This window comes from Halomonas sp. PR-M31, assembly GCF_001039575.1.
Lineage (GTDB): Bacteria > Pseudomonadota > Gammaproteobacteria > Pseudomonadales > Halomonadaceae > Modicisalibacter.
This window is the reverse complement of record NZ_JIBT01000026.1, coordinates 42,858-63,753: the sequence shown is the minus strand read 5'-3', so window position 1 is coordinate 63,753 and position 20,896 is coordinate 42,858. Positions and strand designations below refer to the sequence as shown.

The 20,896-nt window shown below is 59.2% G+C and carries 14 protein-coding genes and 1 pseudogene; 12 read left to right on the top strand and 3 right to left on the bottom strand.

What is annotated here, in order from left to right:
* The 6 genes from lepA to pdxJ form a co-directional block, all read left to right on the top strand.
* A partial coding sequence (gene lepA, locus CH74_RS08065; protein ID WP_048306960.1) for a translation elongation factor 4 occupies positions 1-1,058 on the top strand: 1,058 nt, incomplete at its 5' end.
* Between the two features lie 81 nt (positions 1,059-1,139).
* Positions 1,140-1,943, top strand: a complete 804-nt coding sequence (lepB, locus tag CH74_RS08060; RefSeq protein WP_048306952.1) for a signal peptidase I — start codon at positions 1,140-1,142, stop codon at positions 1,941-1,943.
* Between the two features lie 52 nt (positions 1,944-1,995).
* Positions 1,996-2,685: a ribonuclease III gene (rnc, locus tag CH74_RS08055; RefSeq protein WP_048306951.1), complete on the top strand. Its 690-nt coding sequence runs from the start codon at positions 1,996-1,998 to the stop codon at positions 2,683-2,685.
* Entirely contained in the window at positions 2,682-3,587 is a 906-nt protein-coding gene (gene era, locus CH74_RS08050) for a GTPase Era (RefSeq protein WP_048306950.1), read from the top strand. The genes rnc and era overlap by 4 nt, the downstream gene beginning before the upstream one ends.
* 42 nt (positions 3,588-3,629) lie before the next feature.
* Positions 3,630-4,328, top strand: a complete 699-nt coding sequence (gene recO, locus CH74_RS08045) for a DNA repair protein RecO (RefSeq protein WP_048306949.1) — start codon at positions 3,630-3,632, stop codon at positions 4,326-4,328.
* 33 nt (positions 4,329-4,361) lie between these two features.
* Entirely contained in the window at positions 4,362-5,183 is an 822-nt protein-coding gene (pdxJ, locus tag CH74_RS08040; protein WP_048306948.1) for a pyridoxine 5'-phosphate synthase, read from the top strand.
* A gap of 11 nt (positions 5,184-5,194) precedes the next feature.
* Here pdxJ and CH74_RS08035 read toward each other — a convergent pair whose 3' ends face one another.
* The gene (locus CH74_RS08035; RefSeq protein WP_048306946.1) at positions 5,195-7,903 is read right to left on the bottom strand and encodes an ATP-binding protein; all 2,709 of its coding nucleotides are present in this window, start codon (positions 7,901-7,903) and stop codon (positions 5,195-5,197) included.
* A 161-nt stretch (positions 7,904-8,064) separates the two neighbouring features.
* Between CH74_RS08035 and cysM the strand changes: the two genes are divergently transcribed.
* The 5 genes and pseudogenes from cysM to ppc all read left to right on the top strand — a co-directional run bounded on the left by cysM (position 8,065) and on the right by ppc (position 16,193).
* On the top strand, positions 8,065-8,961 hold the full coding sequence (cysM, locus tag CH74_RS08030) for a cysteine synthase CysM (protein ID WP_048306945.1): 897 nt from the start codon (positions 8,065-8,067) through the stop codon (positions 8,959-8,961).
* Between the two features lie 8 nt (positions 8,962-8,969).
* Positions 8,970-10,388, top strand: coding sequence for a 23S rRNA (uracil(1939)-C(5))-methyltransferase RlmD (gene rlmD / locus CH74_RS08025; RefSeq protein ID WP_082140345.1), 1,419 nt, complete (start codon positions 8,970-8,972; stop codon positions 10,386-10,388).
* 39 nt (positions 10,389-10,427) lie between these two features.
* Positions 10,428-12,691, top strand: a pseudogene (gene relA, locus CH74_RS08020) (GTP diphosphokinase).
* Entirely contained in the window at positions 12,688-13,545 is an 858-nt protein-coding gene (gene mazG, locus CH74_RS08015; protein WP_048306943.1) for a nucleoside triphosphate pyrophosphohydrolase, read from the top strand. The pseudogene relA and the gene mazG overlap by 4 nt, the downstream one beginning before the upstream one ends.
* A complete protein-coding gene (gene ppc / locus CH74_RS08010) occupies positions 13,545-16,193 on the top strand; it encodes a phosphoenolpyruvate carboxylase (protein WP_048306942.1) in 2,649 nt (882 codons plus the stop codon). The genes mazG and ppc overlap by 1 nt, the downstream gene beginning before the upstream one ends.
* A 262-nt stretch (positions 16,194-16,455) precedes the next feature.
* Here the strand turns inward: ppc and CH74_RS08005 are convergent, their stop codons facing one another.
* On the bottom strand, positions 16,456-17,349 hold the full coding sequence (locus CH74_RS08005; protein WP_048306941.1) for a ketopantoate reductase family protein: 894 nt from the start codon (positions 17,347-17,349) through the stop codon (positions 16,456-16,458).
* Positions 17,346-19,310, bottom strand: a complete 1,965-nt coding sequence (locus tag CH74_RS08000; protein WP_048306940.1) for a DNA topoisomerase III — start codon at positions 19,308-19,310, stop codon at positions 17,346-17,348. Before CH74_RS08000 ends, CH74_RS08005 begins: the two co-directional genes overlap by 4 nt.
* A gap of 183 nt (positions 19,311-19,493) precedes the next feature.
* On the opposite strand from CH74_RS08000, the gene mgtE reads away from it, so the two are divergent.
* The gene (gene mgtE / locus CH74_RS07995) at positions 19,494-20,864 is read left to right on the top strand and encodes a magnesium transporter (RefSeq protein ID WP_048306939.1); all 1,371 of its coding nucleotides are present in this window, start codon (positions 19,494-19,496) and stop codon (positions 20,862-20,864) included.
* Positions 20,865-20,896: the final 32 nt, after the last annotated feature.

Genomic DNA, 20,896 nt, shown 5'->3' with positions numbered 1-20,896 from the left:
ACCAGACCGGCATGCTGCGTGCCGGGGAAGTGGGTTTCGTGGTCGCAGGTATCAAGGATATCCAGGGCGCTCCGGTGGGGGATACCATCACCCACGCCAAGACACCGAAGGTCGAGCGCCTGCCGGGTTTTCAGAAGATCAAGCCCCAGGTCTATGCGGGCATGTTCCCGATCAGCGCGGACGATTACGAGGCGTTTCGTGACGCGCTGGAAAAACTCGCTCTGAACGATGCCTCCTTGCAGTACGAGCCGGAAAATTCCGATGCGCTGGGTTTTGGCTTTCGCGTCGGCTTTCTTGGCACGCTGCACATGGAGATCATTCAGGAGCGACTCGAGCGTGAATACGATCTCGATCTTCTGACCACAGCCCCCACGGTGGTTTACGAACTGGCGATGGACGATGGCGAAATCCGCTATGTGGCCAATCCATCGAAGCTCCCCGACATGGCCAATGTCGACGAAATGCGCGAACCCATCGTGCGGGCCAATATCCTGGTGCCCCAGGAGTTTGTTGGCAACGTCATCGCCGAGTGCGAACAGCGCCGCGGCACCCAGCTCGACATGCAGTTTTTGGGCAACCAGATCCAGCTGGCCTACGAGTTGCCGATGAGCGAGGTGGTCATGGATTTCTTCGACCGGCTCAAATCGATTTCTCGGGGATATGCGTCTCTAGACTACGGCTTCGAACGCTTTGAGGCTGCCAAACTGGTGCGCCTGGACGTGCTGATCAACGGTGAAAAGGTCGATGCCCTGGCAGCGATCATTCACCGTGACCATGCCCATGGGCGCGGTCGTTCTCTGGTCGAAAAAATGAAGGAACTTATTCCTCGTCAGATGTTCGATGTGGCTATTCAGGCTGCAATCGGTGGGCAGGTGGTGGCGCGCTCCACGGTCAAGGCCCTGCGCAAGAACGTCACCGCCAAGTGTTACGGAGGCGATGTAAGCCGCAAGAAGAAGCTTCTGGAAAAGCAGAAGGCGGGCAAGAAGCGCATGAAGCAGGTCGGCCGCGTTGAAATTCCTCAGGATGCTTTCCTGGCCGTGCTCAAGGTAAACGATTAGGTTCGTCTGACGATGTCCGCGTTTGCCGATCTTCGCAGAAAACCCAATCAATTCTAAGAACTATCAGGATCAAGACGACTCATGGATTTTTCGCTGTTGTTGGTGGTGGCCGTCGCCGTCACTGGATTGGTATGGCTGCTGGATGTTCTTTGGTGGCGGCCCAAGCGACGCGCCAGGCTGGCCAAGGCAGCGTCTGATGATGGCACGGCGCTGGATGACTACACTCGGCGCAAGCTTGCCAAGGAGCCCTGGCCGGTAGATTACGCCCGTTCGTTCTTCCCGGTGCTGCTTGTCGTTCTGCTGTTACGCAGTTTTCTGGTGGAACCCTTTCAGATTCCCTCAGGGTCCATGCGCCCGACCTTGGAAGTTGGGGATTTCATTCTGGTCAACAAATTCACCTATGGGTTGCGTCTACCCGTGACCCATACGGAAATCGTCGATCTTGGCGAGCCCGAGCGTGGCGATGTCATGGTCTTTCGGTTCCCTCAGGATACCTCGGTCAACTTCATCAAGCGTGTCGTCGGTTTGCCTGGCGATCGCATTCGCTACGAAAACAAGCAGCTTTATGTCAACGGTGAGCCGGTGCCCAAGGAGCTGACTGACGCCGACCCGACCAAAGCACCTGGCGAGGAACTTTTTGATGAGCAACTCGGCGAGGGGCATCACGATATCTACAATAATCCCTTGGACCCGGGACCGCAGCTTCGAGAAGTGATCGTACCGAACGGGCAATACTTCATGATGGGCGACAATCGGGATCATTCCAACGATAGCCGCTACTGGGGCTTCGTGCCGGAAGAAAACATCGTAGGCAAGGCCTTCGCCGTATGGATGCACTGGGATGGCGGACTGCCCAGCTTTACCTCGGTGCGTGCCATCAAATGAACCTGCCGACACCCCCTGCTTCTTTTAAACAACAGCATGAACCAGGAGTCTCGTGAGTAACTCCCTCACAGCATTTGGCCACCGAATAGGCTATTCATTTCGCGACGCCAGTCTATTGGAGCTGGCCTTGACCCATCGTAGCTACGGCGGTGATAACAACGAGCGGCTGGAATTTCTGGGTGATTCCATCGTCAATTTTGTCATCGGTGAGGCCTTGTTTCAGCGCTTTCCCCAGGCTCGGGAAGGTCAGCTTTCGCGACTGCGAGCACGACTCGTCAAGGGCAAGACCCTGGCGGAAGTGGCCCGGGAGTTTTCCGTGGGCGAGCAGCTTCGCCTGGGTTCAGGTGAAATGAAAAGCGGCGGCTATCGCCGGGATTCGATTCTGGCGGATACCCTCGAGGCGTTGATCGGTGCCATCTACCTTGACAGTGACATGCAGACGGTCAAGGTGCGGGTGCTGTCCTGGTATGCCACTCGGCTCGAAGCGATCAATCTGCAGGATACTCAGAAAGATCCCAAGACCCGGTTGCAGGAGTTCTTGCAGTCGCGTCAGATGGCGCTACCACGTTATGAGGTGATCTCGGTGGAAGGCGAGGCCCATGCTCAAACCTTCACCATCGAGTGTCATATCGATGCGCTGGCGGATCATACCGTTGGCATTGGCAACAGCCGTCGCCATGCGGAGCAGGAAGCCGCCGGAAAGGCGTTACTGCAGATAGAGACAAAAGGAGCCCGCGCATGACCCAACGTTGTGGTTTCGTAGCCATTGTCGGTCGGCCCAACGTCGGTAAATCGACGTTGATGAATCGTATCCTGGGCCAGAAGATCTCGATTACCTCACGTCGTCCGCAAACCACCCGCCATCAGGTGACGGGTATCAAGACCGAGGGGGAGACGCAGTTCGTTTATGTCGACACCCCGGGAATACACCGTCAGACCAAGGATCGCAACAAGGCCATCAACCGCTTCATGAACCAGGCAGCGACCCAGGCTCTGCGCGACGTGGACTGCGTGGTGTTCATCGTCGATCGCATGCGTTGGACAGGGGAAGACGACGTGGTGCTCGACAAGCTCACCCACGTCAAGGCACCGGTAGTTCTAGCGCTGAACAAGGTCGACTGGCTCGAAGACAAGACGGAGCTGTTGCCCTGGCTCGAACAGCTGCAGAAAAAGCGCGAGTTTGCCGCCATTCTTCCCATCTCTGCCAAACACGGCACCAATGTGCCAGAGCTGGAAGCTGAGATTGCCAAGTATCTGCCGGAGGGGGAACATCACTTCCCCGAGGACCAGATCACCGATCGTAGTCAGCGCTTTCTGGTCGCTGAACTGGTGCGGGAGAAGGTCATGCGTCAGTTGGGGGACGAGCTGCCTTACCAGATGACCGTCGAGATCGAGGAATTTCGCGACGAAGGACGCATCATTCACATAAGCGCCTTGATGCTGGTGGAGCGCCCCGGTCAAAAGAAGATCTTGATCGGTGAAAGCGGCGATCGAATCAAGAAGATCGGACGAGAAGCGCGGCTCGAGATGGAAAAGGCCCTTGGCGCCAAGGTCATGCTCAATCTGTGGGTCAAGGTCAAACGCGGCTGGTCCGACGATGAGCGGGCACTCAAGAGCCTGGGCTATGATCACGATAGGCGTTGATGCGTCGTTTTGTGACAACATGACGTTCATGACCCGACTGCCATGACACCCCAACCTGCTTACTTACTGCACAAACGCCCGTATCGGGAAACCAGCGCCCTGGTCGAATTGATCACCCTTGAGCATGGCCGGGTGCGTGCCGTGGCCCAAGGCGTTCAGCGGGGCGGCAGCAAAGCGCGAGGACGGCTGCAGCCTTTCACGCCCTTGCATGTGACCTGGGTTGGAAACTCGGAGCTCAAGCGTTTGCGCCTGATGGAATCCAACGGCACGGCGGCACTGTTGGCTGGGGAAGGGCTGCTATGCGGTCTGTATGCCAATGAACTGTTGATCCGCACCTTGCCGCCTCTATTGCCGGTGCGTGAGGTGTTCGCCTTTTACGGCGCCTTGTTCGATGCGCTGCCCATTCCTGGCGAGCGGGCACCCGCCTTGCGTCGCCTGGAGATTGCGTTGTTGGAAGCGCTGGATGCAGAGCCGGTATTTCGTGATACCGACGATCGCGAACTGGATCTGCAGCAGCGCTATATCTATCGTGCCGGGGAGCGTCGTTTTGCCATCTCGGGGGATACCCAGCAAGGCGTCGATGGCCGAACCTTGCGCCTGCTGGCCCAAGGTGAATGGTCACAGCCCGGGCTCTCTCGGGTGGCCAAATCCTTGACGCGAGCGGCACTTGCGCCTTTGCTGGGGGCCAAACCACTGCGTTCGCGAGAATTGATGGTGCAGTTGGCAGCGCGTCGCCGTTAACTCTAAAACCTGGACTGAACCTGGAGAAAACCCATGAATTCGCCGCGTATCCTACTGGGCGTCAATATCGACCATGTTGCGACCCTGCGTCAGGCGCGAGGCACTCGCTATCCGGACCCGGTGCAAGCAGCGCTGCTGGCGGAGGAGGCGGGGGCGGATGGCATCACCGTTCATCTGCGCGAAGACCGTCGCCACATTCAGGAGCGGGACGTGCAACTCCTGGCGGAGGTGCTCACGACCCGCATGAATCTGGAGATGGCGGTGGTCGATGACATGATCGCGCTGGCAGAGCGGATACGTCCGGCCCATGTCTGCCTGGTGCCAGAGAAACGTGAGGAGTTGACCACCGAGGGTGGCCTCGACGTAGTGGGGGCGCAGTCCCGTATCACCCAGGCCTGCAAACGCTTGGGTGACGCGGGTTGCGAGGTGTCACTGTTCATCGACCCGGAACCGGAGCAGATTCGTGCTGCGTTTGAAGCCGGTGCACCGGTAATCGAATTGCATACCGGCGCCTACGCCGAGGCCCAAGGCGAAGCCGCGGGTATCGAGCATGCGCGTATTGCCGCGGCGGTGGAGCTTGCCTTGGAGCTGGGGCTGATTGTCAATGCGGGTCACGGCTTGCATTATCACAACGTGGAAGCGATCGCGGCGATTCCAGGGCTGCAGGAGCTCAACATCGGTCATGCCATCATCGCTCGGGCGCTGTTCACCGGTTTGAAGGAAGCGGTTGCCGAGATGAAGCGCTTGATCATCGACGGCCAGGAAGCCGGGTTCGTGGCCGCCCTGGAAGATCATGACCACGACCACGACCACGACCACGACCACGACCAGGCCCATGGCCACAGCCACGAATAGGCGTCATTGAATCACGCTCTCGCCTGCAGCGCCTGCCACTCCTTCAGCCGCTGCATGGCGACAAACACATCCTCCAGCATGCTGCCTGCTGCTGAAAGGCCCTGGGTTCTTATGCGTGTTTCCAAGGTTTCGCTCAGCAGCGCGAGTTCTGGAACGCCGCAATAGCGGCACGCCCCATTGAGTCGATGGACTGCATCGAGAAAAGCGTTCTCATCGTCCGCGGCAAAGCTTGCACGCAGCTCCGTCTCGCTTTGGGCCAAGCTATCGAGCAGCATTTCCAAGGTTTCCCGGGCCAGATCGGCCCGCCCCCCTGCCAGACGTTGACCCAGCTGCAGGTCCACCACCGCCAATGGAGCCTGTTCCTCGTCGGCAGTCGCCTTTGCTATTTCGTCAAATGGTGCCACCACGCCTAGATAGAGCGTCAGTATGCGTGCCAATGCCTGCTCATCGAGAGGCTTGGTCAGTACTTCCTGCATGCCCGCATCGAACAGCCAACGGGTTTCGTCTCTTTCCGCATGGGCGGTCAAAGCCACGTAAGGACAAGTAGCCCAGCGACCGCCAGTCTTGCGCAGTGCCTGCATGACCTCGACACCGTTCATGCCCGGCATGCGAATGTCCATGAGGACCAGATCGACCTCTTGCTCATGGGCAAGTGCCAAGGCCTCATGACCGTTTTCAGCGAGCAAAGTCGCGATGCCGGCCTGATGCAGCAGTTCCCTGACGAGAATACGGTTAGAGGCAATGTCGTCCACGATCAACGCTCGCGAAGGTCCATTTCCGTGTTCAAGAGCATCCTTTTTCCGCGTTGCCATGGGGGGGTGGCCATCGGATAACAACAGACGCTCGGTTACTTCGCATAGCCGCGCTCGCGGGATTGGTTTGCACAGGATTTCGCCTCCGTGAGGAAGGGTCATGTCCGCCAGGTCATAGGGATCACTATTGATGAGCACCAGTGCCGGGCAACTTGCGGTGGCCAGGCGTTGTTGCCAAACCTGTAAGCGTCTCGGCTGTAGATCGCTCTGGGAGATACCAACGATCAATAGATCCAGGGAATCCTCGACAAGAGAATTCTGATGCAGGAGCTCTACCCGGGCGCCCCAGCGCTCCAGCTGGTGGCTCAGCACCTGTTGTGTGATCTTGTGAGGTTCCCATAACCCGATCAAAGGCGAGGGAAGCATCAGTTCGGGAGGGCGCTCGGCAACGGTGACCAGACTGCGCAGGAACAGTGTGAAGCTGAATTCGCTGCCTCCCTCAGGCTGATTGGTTGCAGTGATCTCGCCGCCCATCTGTTCGACCAGCTGTTTGCAGATCATCAGACCAAGGCCTGACCCCCCATACTGTCGCGAACGACTGATCGAGCCTTGGCTGAACGGCTGAAACAGCTGTTCGCGAATGGAGGCTGGAAGACCAATGCCGGTATCGCTGACCCGAACGCGTAATCGAACGTCGTTACCCTCGCTTTCATCCACCAGCACGCGAACGATGACGTCACCCCGTTGGGTAAACTTGATGGCATTGCTGACCAGGTTGATCAGTACCTGCTTGATGCGCTGTGGGTCGCCGAGCAGCTCGCTTGGCACATCGTCAAATACCAGGCCCAGCAGCTGTAGATCCTTTTCCTGGGCGGCCGGGGCCTGCAGCGTCAGGACTTCATCGACCAGCGTCACCATGTCGAAGGCGACGGAGTCTAGCTCGAGCTTGCCGGCCTCCATCTTGGAAAAATCCAAAATGCCGTTGATCAGTGTCAGCAGGTTGTTCGACGCGGTCTCGATATGCTCCAGCCACTCGCGCTCGCGGCTATCAAGGCGTCCGCGCCCCAGCAAACGGCAAAAGCCAATGATGCCGTTCAAGGGTGTACGAATCTCATGGCTCATGTTGGCCAGGAACTCCGACTTGATCCGGTTGGCCTGCTGCGCGCGGCGTCTGGCCATGTCGAGTTCGATGTTCTGAACCTCGATGGTTTCCATTGATTCCTGCAGTTCACTGGTGGTCTGCTCGAGCTGCAGGCGCTGCGCTTCCTTGGTGCGCAAGAGATGATCGCCCAGCTGGTTGATGGCGCGAGAAAGCAACGCCAGCTCGCGAGGGCCGGTTTCCCGTGCGCGATAGTCATATTTGCCCCCGTCGAGGCGCTGCAGCGTTTGGCGCTGAGCGCGCAGGGTAGGCAGTACTCGGCGAAGCGTTCCATAGGCGGTCAGCAGTAGAAGCGTTGCCGCGATCAGCCAGGCGAGGGCGTAATGCGCAAGCTGGCGATAATCCACCAATGCGATATCACTGTTGCCGACCACCACCTCCAGCCAGTAATACTGGCCGGTCTCATCGCGATTGGCCCAGGGTAGTGAGTAGGTCGGCAAGGGCTTGAACAATCGCCACTGCCCGTCTTCCTCGATGATCTGCAAGCGTCTGCCCGTAGGCAAGGCAAGGGAGGTTTGAGTCGTTCCCAGGCGGGTCACCACGCTGCCATCATTGGCATGCAGCACGACGGCACTTACACCCTGTAGATCCATCAAACGCTGCAGTAGTGGCTGAAGTCGTGCGGGTTCGTCTCTTTTAAGCACTTGCGTCAAGGAGGGCGACAGCAGCTCGACGCTCTCGTTGAGATGATTGCGCAGCGTTTCGTGGCGCTGCTGCTGATTTTGCAGGAAAAGATAGCTGCTTTGGATCAACAGCAGCAACAGTGGAACCCCCAGTACCAGGGTCAATAGACGATACTTCAAAGACATGACGATATCCGGCAAAGCGTTGTACAAGGCGCCAGAGCGACATAGGGGAACTTGCCTGTCCAGCATTGATTCACGGGGATATAATGCAGGCGACGTTTTTCATCGGGCAGTCTTTTACCCATCCGCGGTACTCTGCGCCCCGTGGTCAGAAGGAAAAGTTCATGCAATTTCATACCCTCGAAGGTGTGGTAGGTAATACGCCCCTGGTGCGTTTGCAGCGTATCAATGCCGGGCGTAACAATACACTCCTGGCCAAGCTGGAAGGCAACAACCCGGCGGGCTCGGTCAAGGATCGCCCGGCCATGGCAATGATCGCCGAAGCCGAAGCTCGAGGCGATATCAAGCCAGGCGATACCCTCATCGAGGCCACCTCGGGTAATACCGGCATCGCGCTGGCCATGGCGGCGGCCATCAAGGGCTATCGCATGGTATTGATCATGCCGGACAACGCCTCGAGCGAGCGTAAGCAGGCCATGGCTGCCTATGGGGCAGAACTCATAGGGGTCTCCAAGCAGGAAGGCATGGAGGGCGCTCGGGATCTTGCCCAGGCCATGATCGAGCGCGGCGAAGGCAAGCCCCTGGATCAGTTTGCCAATCCGGACAATCCCCTGTCGCATTTTCGCACGACAGGCCCGGAGTTGTGGCAGCAGACCGACGGCACCTTGACGCACTTCGTCAGTTCCATGGGCACCACCGGGACCATCATGGGCGTATCGCGCTATCTCAAGGAGCGCAATCCGGAAATTCAGATCGTGGGTCTGCAGCCGGAAGAAGGTGCCAGCATTGCCGGCATCCGACGCTGGCCCGAGGCCTATCTGCCCAGCATCTTCGATGCCTCTCGTGTCGATAGCGTGCTGGATATCGGTCAGCAGGAAGCGGAAGAGCACATGCGGCGGCTGGCCCGGGAAGAGGGCATTCTAGCGGGGGTCTCTTCGGGTGGCTGTCTGGCCGGGGCGCTGCGGGTCGCTGAGCAGGTCGAAAATGCGGTCATCGTGTTCATCGTCTGCGATCGGGGTGACCGCTACCTGTCGACGGGTCTATTCGCCCCAGGGGTTTGATCGTGGGCATGCTGGGCAAGCGGCGTCCTTCTCGAGTGTCCGAGCAGCGTATTTCTGCTGATGCGAGGCGCCATGGTCAAGTGACGAACGACGCGGCGATCGACAAGGAGCGTGCGGGCAAGGTCGATGAAAACGCGGTGAATATTCTGCGCCTGGCTCACGATGGACGCGGCGTTGCAAAGGATGACGCGGGCAAGACTCTGTTCGTGGATCAGGCGCTGCCTGGTGAGATGGTCAAGGTGGCGGTTCATCGCAGTCGCAAGCGTTTTGACGAGGCGCATGTTCGCGAGCTAATCACCTCTTCATCTGAGCGCGTCTTGCCGCCTTGCCCGCACTATGGGCAGTGTGGCGGTTGTGATCTGCAGCATCTATCCCTGCAAGCCCAGCGCCGTCACAAATGCGATGTGTTGATCGATCAGCTGGCCCGTCAGGGCGTGGCACTAGATGCGTCGCCAACGCTGCTTGCGGGTGAAGGATTCGGCTATCGTCGGCGTGCCCGGCTCGGAGTCAAGGTCGATGCCCAAGGCCAGGTACATTTGGGCTTTCGCGCCCGGGGTAGTCGTCATCTGGTGGATATCACCGAATGCCCGATTCTGGTGCCTTCTCTGGCAGATCTCTTGAACCCTCTGCGGCAGCATCTTGCTACGCTTCAGGCGCCTCGTCAGGTTGGGCATATCGAACTGCTGGCCGGTGACCAAGGTATCGTCGTCGCCGTCCGTCAGCTACGGGCGAATGCCGAAGATGCACAGAGTTGGCGCCAATGGGCCGAATCCCACGAAATAACGCTAGGCCTACTGCAAGGTCGTGAAAATCCTAAATTTTCTTTGCCAGACAAAACACTGCAGTTGAGCTATACCCTGAAGAGCGGTGCCCGCAATCTTACACAGCGTTCTGTGGAACTCTATTTTGGCCCGGGGGATTTTCTGCAGATCAATGCCAAGATCAATCGGGAAATGGTGGCTACCGCCTTGAATTGGCTCGAGCCCGACAAGAACGATCATGTGCTGGATCTATTTGCCGGTGTCGGTAATTTCAGTCTGGCGCTGGCACCCCACGTCGCCAAGGTCACTAGCGTGGAGGGAAGTCAGGCAATGGTGGAGCGAATTCAGCACAACGCCCGTCATAATGGCTTGGATAACATTGACGCCCGAGTAGGGGATCTGAACGAGCCTTCAGCCTTGGATTCATGCCCTGATAGCGTGGTGCTGGACCCGCCACGAAACGGCGCCGATGCCGTATGCCGAGCCTTGGCCGAGAGCAAGGTAAAGCGAATTCTCTATGTCTCCTGCGATCCGGCAACCCTTGCCCGGGATGCAGGTCATCTCTTGCGGGGCGGCTATCGAATCACTCAGGCCGCAGTGGCTGACATGTTTGCGCAGACCGCTCATCTCGAGGCCATGCTGCTGTTCGAGCGTTCATCGGCTTAGGGCTTCAGTCGGAGCGAAGAGCCTCAGGGAGGAAACATCATGGTCAAGGTCCGCGAAGACCAGCCAATGACCGAAGAGGGAAACGTGAATATCCCTCTTTGGCTCGAGCGTTTACAGGACGACGTGGAACTGCACGACCTGGACAAGATGCGTGCCGCCTGCGAATTGGCAGATCATCTTGCGCAAAGTATGGACAAACCCCATCACGCCTGGAGTGCGGATGGTTCAAGTTTCCGCACCGGCCTTGAGATGGCGGATATCTTGAGCGAACTCAAGCTCGATCAGGAAACTCTTGAGGCGGCAGTGCTCTATCGCGCCGTGCGGGAGGGCAGGATCAGCGTCGAGGGTATCGAGAAACGCTTTGGTCAGGAAGTGGCCTGCCTGGTCGACGGCGTGCTCTCCATGGCGGCTATCAGTCAGCAGCAGATGCCCAGCAAGGGGTTGTCCCAGCACAATCAGCAGGAAAACCTGCGCAAGATGCTGGTCACCATGATCGACGACGTGCGCATCGCCTTGATCAAGATCGCGGAGCGCACCTGTGCACTGCGACAGGTGCGCGAGGCGCCCCGGGAAAAGCGCCTGCAGGTGGCCCACGAAGTCGCCGATATCTATGCGCCTCTGGCTCATCGCTTGGGTATTGGTCAGCTCAAGTGGGAGCTGGAGGATCTGTCGTTTCGCTATTTGCACGAAGAGGACTACAAGAACATCGCCAAGCTGCTGGCGGAGAAGCGACTGGATCGAGAGCGTTACATCAAAGAGGCGGTCGCGACGCTTGAAGGCTTGCTCGATCAACAGGGCATTACCGGCTACCAGGTGGACGGCCGGGTCAAGCATATCTACTCGATCTGGCGCAAGATGCAGCGCAAGCGCATCGATTTTTCCCAGGTCTACGATGTGCGCGCCGTGCGTATTCTGGTGCCGGACGTTGCCGACTGCTACGCAGCGCTGGGGATCGTGCATTCCCGCTGGCATCACGTGCCCAACGAGTTCGACGATTACATCGCCAACCCCAAGAAGAACGGCTATCAGTCTTTGCATACCGCCTTGATCGGGCCCGAGAACAAGGTGCTGGAAATTCAGATTCGCACCTTCGCCATGCACGAAGACGCGGAACTGGGCGTGTGTGCCCACTGGCGTTACAAGGGCCATGAAGTGGGACGCAAGAGCCAGGCTATGAAGACAAGATTGCCTGGTTGCGCCAGGTGCTTGCTTGGCAGGACGAAGTGGGGGATATGGGCGACCTGCGGGAAGGGCTTGCCAGCGACGTGGCGCCGGATCGCATTTATGTCTTTACCCCGGAAGGACATGTCATCGATCTTCCCCGCAGTGCCACCCCGATCGACTTCGCCTACCGGGTACATACCGAAATCGGACATCGCTGCCGTGGGGCCAAGATCAACGGGCGCATCGTGCCGCTCACCTACAGGCTCAAGACCGGGCATCAGATCGAAATTCTCACCGCGACTCGAGGGGGCCCAAGCCGCGACTGGCTCAATCCCAATCTCGGTTTCGTCAAGACCTCCCGGGCCCGGGCCAAGATTCAGTCCTGGTTCAAGCATCAGGCCCGGGATCAGAACCTGGAAGAAGGCCGCGCGCTGTTCGATAAGGAGTTCAAGCGCCTGGATATTGAAGGGTTGAATCTCACGACCCTGGCCAAAGCGGTCAACTACCAGAATCCAGAGGACATGTACGCCGCCCTGGGGGCCGGTGATCTACGCATTGGCCAGGTGCTGCACCAGGCTCAGCAGCTGTTTGGCGAAAGCGACGACGAGGAGCAGCTCGACCGCCTGCTGTCCAAGCCCAAGCCCAAGCCGCCCAGTCATAAGGATGACGGCATCACCGTGCTCGGTGTCGGCAACCTCAAGACGGTCATGGCCAACTGTTGCCATCCGGTGCATGGTGATCAGATCATTGGCTATATCACCCAAGGCCGGGGGGTTACCATTCACCGGCAGGATTGCCCGAACATTTTGCAGCTGCGCAGCGAAGAGCCGGGCCGCATCGTCGACGTCGAATGGGGCAGCAACATTCACAACAGATATCCGGTCAATATCGAGATCGAGGCCTGGGACCGGTCCGGGTTACTCAAGGACGTGATTCAGGTGTTCAGTCACGATCGCGTCAACGTCCTGGCAATCAATACGCTGACCAACAAAGACGATAATCGTGCCCGACTGAAAATCACCCTGGAAGTCGATAGTCTGGAATCCCTGGGCCGTATCTTTTCGCGTATCCAGCAATTGCCCAATATCGTCGATGTCAAACGCCTGCGGGACGGTACCCGCAAGAGAGCTCGCTCATGAATGAATCCCCGCACCATAGCTTCGATGATCTGCTCACCTTGATGAAGGTGCTTCGTGATCCGCAGCAGGGCTGCCCCTGGGACGTCAGGCAGAACTGGGACAGCATTCTGCCGCATACTCTCGAGGAAGCCTACGAAGTGGTCGATGTCATCGAGCGTCGCGCCTTTGACGAGCTGCCAAGCGAACTAGGGGATCTGCTGTTTCAGGTGGTGTATTACAGCCAGTTTGCCCGGGAAGAGGGGCGCTTCGACTTTCAGGATATCGTCGATGCGTTGATGAACAAGATGCTCAAGCGCCATCCCCATGTGTTTCCTGAGGGGACTTTGGCTTCACGACGCCAGGGCATCAGCGCCGCCGACGTAGAAACGGCTCATGTCAGCTCACGTTGGGAACAGCTCAAGGCGAAGGAGCGGGACGCTCGCAGCGAAGACAAAAGAAGCTCCCTACTGGCAGACATTCCCCAAGGATTGCCGGCGCTCACCCGGGCAGCCAAGCTGGCAAAGCGTGCCGCCCGGGTCGGGTTCGATTGGCCCGACACCCGAGGGGTGATTGCCAAGATCCGCGAAGAACTCGATGAAGTCGAAGAAGCGCTGGACGCCGGGGATGAGGTTCATGTTCAGGAAGAAATCGGTGATCTGATGTTTGCGGTGGTCAATCTGGCAAGGCAACGAAAAATCGACCCTGAGCAGGCACTGCGCGCCACCAACGGCAAATTCGAGCGGCGCTTCGGTTATATCGAACAGGCCCTGGCCCGTTCGAATCGGACCCTGGACGAGGCGGATCTGGCGGAAATGGATCGTCATTGGAACGATGCCAAATACCGCGAACGCAACAGCATCAAGGAGAGTTTGTGATGGGCCAGCATTTGCATGAGTCCCTGCGCGACAACGTACGTGTGCTGGGCGATAGCCTGGGGCACACCATTGCGGAAGATCTGGGCAAAGAGTTCGTCGACAAGATCGAAACCATCCGCGCCCTGGCCAAGCAAGGGCGCCAGGAGGGCGGTGAATCCCAGCGTGAACTGATCGAGTATCTGCGCACCCTGCCGGACAACGAGCTGTTGCCGGTGACCCGGGCCTTCAACCAGTTTCTCAATTTCACCAATATTGCCGAACAGCACTATCGTGCTCGGTTTCGTCGCGTCGAGGACTACAAGCCGGGCACCCAGCCGGCTCTCGATGAACTGTTCAACCGCATCCAGCAGGCCGGGCATGGGCCGCGGCAACTGGTGGAGACCCTGGCCGGAATGCGGGTCGAGCTGGTGCTCACCGCTCATCCCACCGAGGTCATCCGGCGTACGCTGATTCAGAAGTACGATGCCATCGATGATTGCCTGACCGTGGTGGAAAGCAGCCACGACTATCCGGAGCGAGCCGCCCGGGCCCAGGGGCGTCTGAAAGAGCTGATTAGCCAGGCTTGGCATACGGATGAGATACGTCACGAGCGACCGACCCCGGTGGACGAGGCCAAGTGGGGGTTTGCCGTGATCGAGAACTCCCTATGGCAGGCGGTACCGGATTTTCATCGCGATCTGGATAATCTCTTGCTCGAAGCCGCCGGTGAACGTCTGCCCCTGGATGCGGCGCCGCTGCGTTTCGCGTCCTGGATGGGCGGCGATCGCGACGGCAATCCCAATGTGACTGCCAAAGTGACCCGGGAAGTGCTGCTGCTGGGGCGCTGGATGGCGGCGGATCTCTATCTGCGCGATCTGGATCAGCTCAAGATCGAGCTGTCCATGTGGAAGGCCAACAGCGCCCTGCGCTCGGAGGTTGGCGACGAAGCGGAACCCTATCGGGCAATGATCAAGCGGCTGATCACTCGGGTCGAGGCTACGCGAGATTGGGCCCAGGCCTGTCTCGATGGGGTCAATTACGACGGCGGTCCCATCATCGAGACCCGAGATCAGCTCTATACGCCATTGCTTGCCTGCTATCGCTCCCTGTGTGACGTGGGCCTGAGCGGTATCGCCAATGGCGTATTGCTCGATACCCTGCGCCGTATTGCCGTGTTCGGGGTCACTCTGGCCAAACTCGACATACGCCAGGAGTCCACCCGACACAGCCAGGTGTTCGATGAGCTCAGCGACTATCTAGGGCTGGGGCGTTATCGGGAGTGGGATGAACAGCAGCGTCAGGATTTTCTGCTGGCGGAGCTTGCATCCCATCGTCCGCTCATCCCTCGGCGCTGGGAGTGTTCCACGGAAACCCGGGAAGTGCTCGATACATTTCGCACCATCGCCCAGGAGCATCGCGAGGCCTTGGGTACCTATGTGATCTCCATGGCGGGTCAGCCGTCCGATGTTCTGGCAGTGGCTTTGCTGATGAAAGAGGTGGGCGGGGACGTACGCTTGCCCATTGCCCCCTTGTTCGAGACCTTGAACGATCTTGACCGCGCCGGGGATGCCATCGATCAGCTGCTGTCGCTGCCCGGCTATCGCCGCCTGGTCAACGATCGCCAGGAAGTGATGATCGGCTACTCGGATTCTGCCAAGGACGCCGGGCAACTGGCGGCAGCCTGGGCCCAATATCGCGCTCAGGAAGCGCTGGTTGAGGTATGCGAACGCCATGATGTCAAACTCACCCTGTTTCATGGTCGTGGCGGCGCCGTGGGACGCGGGGGTGGACCCGCTCACGCGGCCATTCTGTCCCAGCCGCCGGGCTCGGTGAACGGCAGCCTGCGGGTGACCGAACAGGGCGAGATGATCCGCTTCAAGTTCGGCCAGGCGGATATTGCCCTGCGTTCCATGGAGATCTACACCTGCGCCGTACTCGAAGCCACCCTCTTGCCGCCGCCGATGCCGAAACCGGCTTGGCGAGAGGAGATGGATCGTCTGGCGAACATTGCTCACAAAGCCTATGTTGGCGTGGTGCGCGAGAACCCGGATTTCGTGCCCTACTTTCGTGCGGTCACCCCGGAAGGGGCGCTCGGTCGTCTGCCCTTGGGTTCGCGCCCGGCCAAGCGACGCCAGGAGGGCGGGGTCGAATCCCTGCGCGCGATTCCCTGGATCTTTGCCTGGACCCAGATTCGTTTCATGCTGCCGGCTTGGCTGGGTAGCGGCGAGGCCTTCGCGACACGGCTGAAAGAAGAGGGCGGGCTTGAGCATTTGCGCGAAATGCGCAAGCACTGGCCGTTCTTCGGCACCTATCTCGACATGCTCGAGATGCTGTTGGGCAAGGCAGATGTGGGCATCGCCGCCTACTACGAACACCGGTTGGTGGTGGAGCCCTCCCTTCAGGCGCTTGGCAAGGAGCTGAGAGAACGTATGCAGCACCTGCAGGAAATGCTGCTCGACATTCTCGATCAGGATGAACTGCTCGCGGATACGCCTCTGATTCGCCAAGCCATCGACGTGCGCAATCCCTACATCGACCCGCTGCATAGCCTGCAGGCGGAGCTTCTGCAACGTAACCGGGATGCGGATGGGGCGATCAGCCCGGAGCTTTCTCGGGCGTTGATGGTGACTATGGCGGGGATTTCTGCCGGTCTGCGCAATACTGGTTAAAACGGGCTGCGCTTCAGCCATGCTGTGTTGGAAACCAATTCGAAATGCTCATTTACTAAAGTAAACTCCGCTTTCTCATTGGTTTCCGCCTTGCCTGGCTATTGCTCGTCTCGTTTTGCTGACGCTGGCTGCGCCGACAATATACAACGATAAGCGCCGGGGGTAAGGCGAACCGAGGGTCTTTTGCCAGGGATGGCAAAAGTAGCGCCCAGGGGCGGGTTTACAGCGCCCTCGCGAAGGCTTACCTACGGGAAAGCCCATCCTATGGGCTGTTGTCCCACAAGGCATCGAGTCGCGGCGCGACGATATCGTGGCGTCGAGCCGCTTCTCGCAGCGGGCCGAGAATGGCGTCGGCTTCGGTGGGGCGCCCAGCCAGCACGTCCTGCAGCATCGAGGCACGGTTGTTGGCCGTGCCCTCGATCACCTTCCACACCATCGCTGCCCAACCCTGCTTGGGCGGAGCAATGCTTTCCGCTTCCATGATCAAGCTCAGCTCGTCGATGATACCCGTGACCATGGGCCGAAAAGGACGATCGCGCAGCTGGCCGTTGCGAATGCGATAACGAGCGACCAGTGGGTTGATGGCGGCATTGACGACGAGCTTGTGCCACAGACGCTGGCGGATATCGGTGCAAGACTCGGCGGACAAGCCGGCTCTGCCGAGCATTTTGGCAACGCTATCCGCAAGATCAGGATAAGCGCCGCCGAGATGACCAATGAAGGTATGCCCGAGTCCAGCGTGTACCACGATGTCCTCGCCTTGAGTGTAGGCACCCTCAGTGGTGGTGGCGCACAGCACCGGGCCTTGCCAGCGCCGGGTCAGCGGTTCCTGCACCTGAAAGCCGTTTTGCCATAGCACTAGAGGCGTGGCAGGGTCGATATGCGTGGCAAGCTCGGCAAGCGCTTGCTCGGCGGCATAGGCCTTGGTAGTGAGATGCACCAATGCCGGTTTCCATGGTGCCTGATTGGCGATAATGCGAGGCACGAGGCAGCTTAGTGTTTCGCCTTCCGGCGTCACCAGACTGATAGGGCAAGACGACGCCTTGCGACCTACCAGTTCAATCCTGTTCTGTTGTTCAAGATAGGGTTGCCCAAGATAGGCGACCAACAGACGCCCCAGGGCACCAGGGCCTAAAACCAGCGTTGTCTCGGTCATGAGTTCGTTGTCCTGGCGCGGCGGTTGCTGCGTGGAGCGCGCTTGGTTGTTCCGGACGTGTTCGTGTTGCGCTTGCTGGAGGTGCTTCTACGCGAGGTCTTGCCCCGACCACGTTTGACCGCGGCAGCCTCGAAGCCTTCGGCGCTGCTCAGCGCCTGACGCATGCGCGCTACATCGGCGCCAGCCAGCAGCGTATGCAGATCGGCGACCAGGTTCGTCATGAATGGCGCCGGCTGATCCTCACCTTCGGCGATGGCCCGCAGGCGTTGTTCCCATAGCGCCGTGCGCTCCGGGCGGGTCGCCGCGTCCGGCAATGCGTTGATCAATGCCTGGCCGGTGCGGGTGGCGCGCAGGGCGCTACCCTGACGCACCAAATAGCGCCGCTCCAGCAGCGTCTCGAGAATGCCGGCCCGGGTGGCCTCGGTGCCCAGGCCATCCGTGTCCCGCAGGGTGCGTTTGACCTCCGGATCATCCACGTAACGAGCGATATTCATCATCGCCTTGATCAGGCTGGCATCGGTGAAGGGTTCCGGTGGACGGGTTTCCCGGTCTTCCACTGCCTGATCGACCACCGTGGCTTGTTCGCCTTCCCGCATCGATGGCAGGGGAGGCGCCTCGTCCCGAGTGGTAAACAAGGGCTTCCAGCCGGGCACGAGAACCTCCTGGCCCTGGGCGCGGAACCGTTCGTCCAGCACGCGGAATTCCACCTTGATCTCCCGGGTCTGAAGCGCCGGGTAGAACTGCGCCAGCACGTTACGCGCGATGAGCCGGAAAACGTTTGCCTCGCTGGCGGAAAGCCGTGCGAAATCCGGACGCAGACCAGTGGGAGCCAGGGCGTGGTGAGCGCCAACCTGCTTGTCGTTCCAGGCCTTGGAGCGCAGCGTAAAGTCCGCATTCGCGAGCCAGCCCGCCAAGGTGGGGTCATCGGCGCAGGCGCCCCGCAGTGTCTTGCGCGCCTCCAATAAATGGGCCTCGGGCAGATAGCGACAATCCGATCGCGGATAGGTGATCAGGCGATGGCGCTCGTAAAGGGACTGGCAGGTATCAAGTACCGCCTTGGCGGAAAGCTTGTAACGCCGCGCCGCATCGACCTGCAGCGCCGACAGCGAGTAGGGCAGTGGCGGAGCTTGGCGCTTGGTGCGTGCTTCCAGCTTCGAGATCGCACCCACGGTGCCTGGCAAGCGTGCAGCCAGTGACTCCGCAGGGCCGCGCTGAAGCAGTCGACCCTGATCGTCCAGGGGGTGTTGCTCGCCGGGCTGCCACCAGCCGCGAACGATGCCTTGTTCGACCTTGAAATCTGCCCACAGCACATGAAAAGGGCGCGGCTCGAAACGGGCGATTTCCTGATCCCGACGCACCACCAGCCCCAATACCGGTGTCTGTACCCGACCCACCGAGAGCACCCCGTCGTGACCGGCCTGGCGCCCAGTCAGCGTCCAGGCCCGGGACAGATTGATGCCGTACAGCCAGTCGGCCCGAGCGCGCGCCTCCGCGGCCCGATAAAGGGGCAGGTAGATTCGGTTGTCCTCGAGCCGGGCAAGGGCCTGCTTAACCGCCGGCTGATTGAGATCGTTGATCAGCAGTCGGCTGACCGGGCCTTTCCAGCCAAGATATTCGATGACTTCCTGAACCAGCAGCTGGCCCTCCCGATCCGGATCACCCGCATGCACGATTTCACTAGCTTGCTTGATCAGGCTGCGCAGTACCTTGAGCTGGCCGCGAGCCTTGCTGCGCGGCATGAGCTTCCAACGCTCGGGAACGATGGGCAGGTGTTCGAGTCGCCACTGCTTGTAGCGAGGATCGTAGGCATCCGGGGCTGCCTGTTCGAGCAAATGGCCCAGACACCAGCTGATAATGGTATCGCCAACCTGAATGGCTCCTTCACTGCGTTTCATTGAACCGGGCAGCGCATCGGCAATGGCCCGGGCAAGGCTCGGTTTTTCGGCGATGATCAAGCGCATGCCTAGCATCCTGGGAAGAGTGAAGAATGAAAAATAAAGAGTGTATATTCTTCCAGTATTGTAAGCAGCTGCCTAGTACACAAAACGTAAAGTGCCGATTCGCCATAGGATCAGGCGAGAACCCCACTCCGGACATGTTTTTCATTGCTACAATGATCATTTGCTCGCTAATTGAGGAATGTCATGACTAGGGGCGATAACCCGCAGGATCATAAAGCCATCGTGCTCACTGCGTTGGAGCAGGATTCTGAGGCGCTTGCAGAGCATCTGGTAGAGGTGCGTGCTGCGGATATCGCCGAGCTGCTGGAAGAGCTCGTCGATCAGCAGGACGACATGACCGGGGCCTTGGTGCTGCTTGAGAATCTACCTCTGATACGTCGTTCTCACGTCTATGGTCATTTACCCAGTTGGCTGCAGGAATCTCTGGTCGATCGACTTTCCGATCGGGCATTGCTCGAGATTCTCGAGGAGATGAGCGCGGACGATCGAGCAGATCTCTACAACCTGTTGGAGATAGATCGGCGCGAGGCACTGTTGCGGCGCATGGCTCACCGCAAACGGGAAGAGTTGAGACGTCTGGCAAGCTATGAAGAGGGGACCGCCGGGGCAGTGATGACCTCGGACTACGTTGCCATTCCCAGCGGCCTAACGGCCGCCCAGGCGTTGATGCGGGTGCGGCAAACCGCACCGGATGCGGAAACCGTCTATCAGCTTTATGTCCTTGATGAGCATGGCCATCTCGCTGGCACCTGGTCTCTTCGGCAACTATTGATCGCGCGTCCCAGCGCCTATATCGACGATCTGATGATCAAGGATGTAATTCGTACCCAGGTCGATACACCTCAAGAAGAGGTGGCGCGTCTGGTGGCGCGCTACGATCTGCTGGCGGTGCCGGTGGTGGATGAAGAAGAACGCATGGTCGGCATTGTGACCCACGACGACGTGCTGGACGTGGTGCAGGCGGAAGCCACGGAGGATATTCATAAGGGAGCCTCGGTAGGTACGCTTGAAAAGGGTGTTGGCCGCACGTCTCTGTGGAGCCTATATCGCAAACGTATCGTCTGGCTGGTACTGCTGGTGTTTGGCAATCTGTTTTCCGGTGCCGGCATTGCCTACTTCGAGGACATCATCGCCGCTCAGGTGGCCCTGGTGTTCTTTCTGCCGCTTTTGATCGATAGCGGTGGAAACGCTGGCGCCCAGGCATCCACGCTGACCGTACGCGGTTTGGCTACCGGGGATATTGCCTTCAAGGACTGGGGCAAGCTTCTGGGGCGTGAATTGTTGATCGCCATTGCCCTGGGACTGACCATGGCGCTGGCTGTATCACCGATCGGTTTCTTGCGCGGGGGCGAAATGCTCATGCTGGTGGTCGCCATGAGTATGACGGTCATCGTGTTGATAGGCAGCCTGGTTGGGCTGTGCCTACCATTCATACTCGACCGATTGGGCTGGGACCCGGCCACCGCTTCCGGGCCATTGGTGACCACTCTGATCGATTCTTGCGGAGTGTTGATCTATTTCAGCATCGCCACCCTGATGCTGGCCAATCTTTGACGTGCCTTTCATTCATCATTGGGTGTACGCTG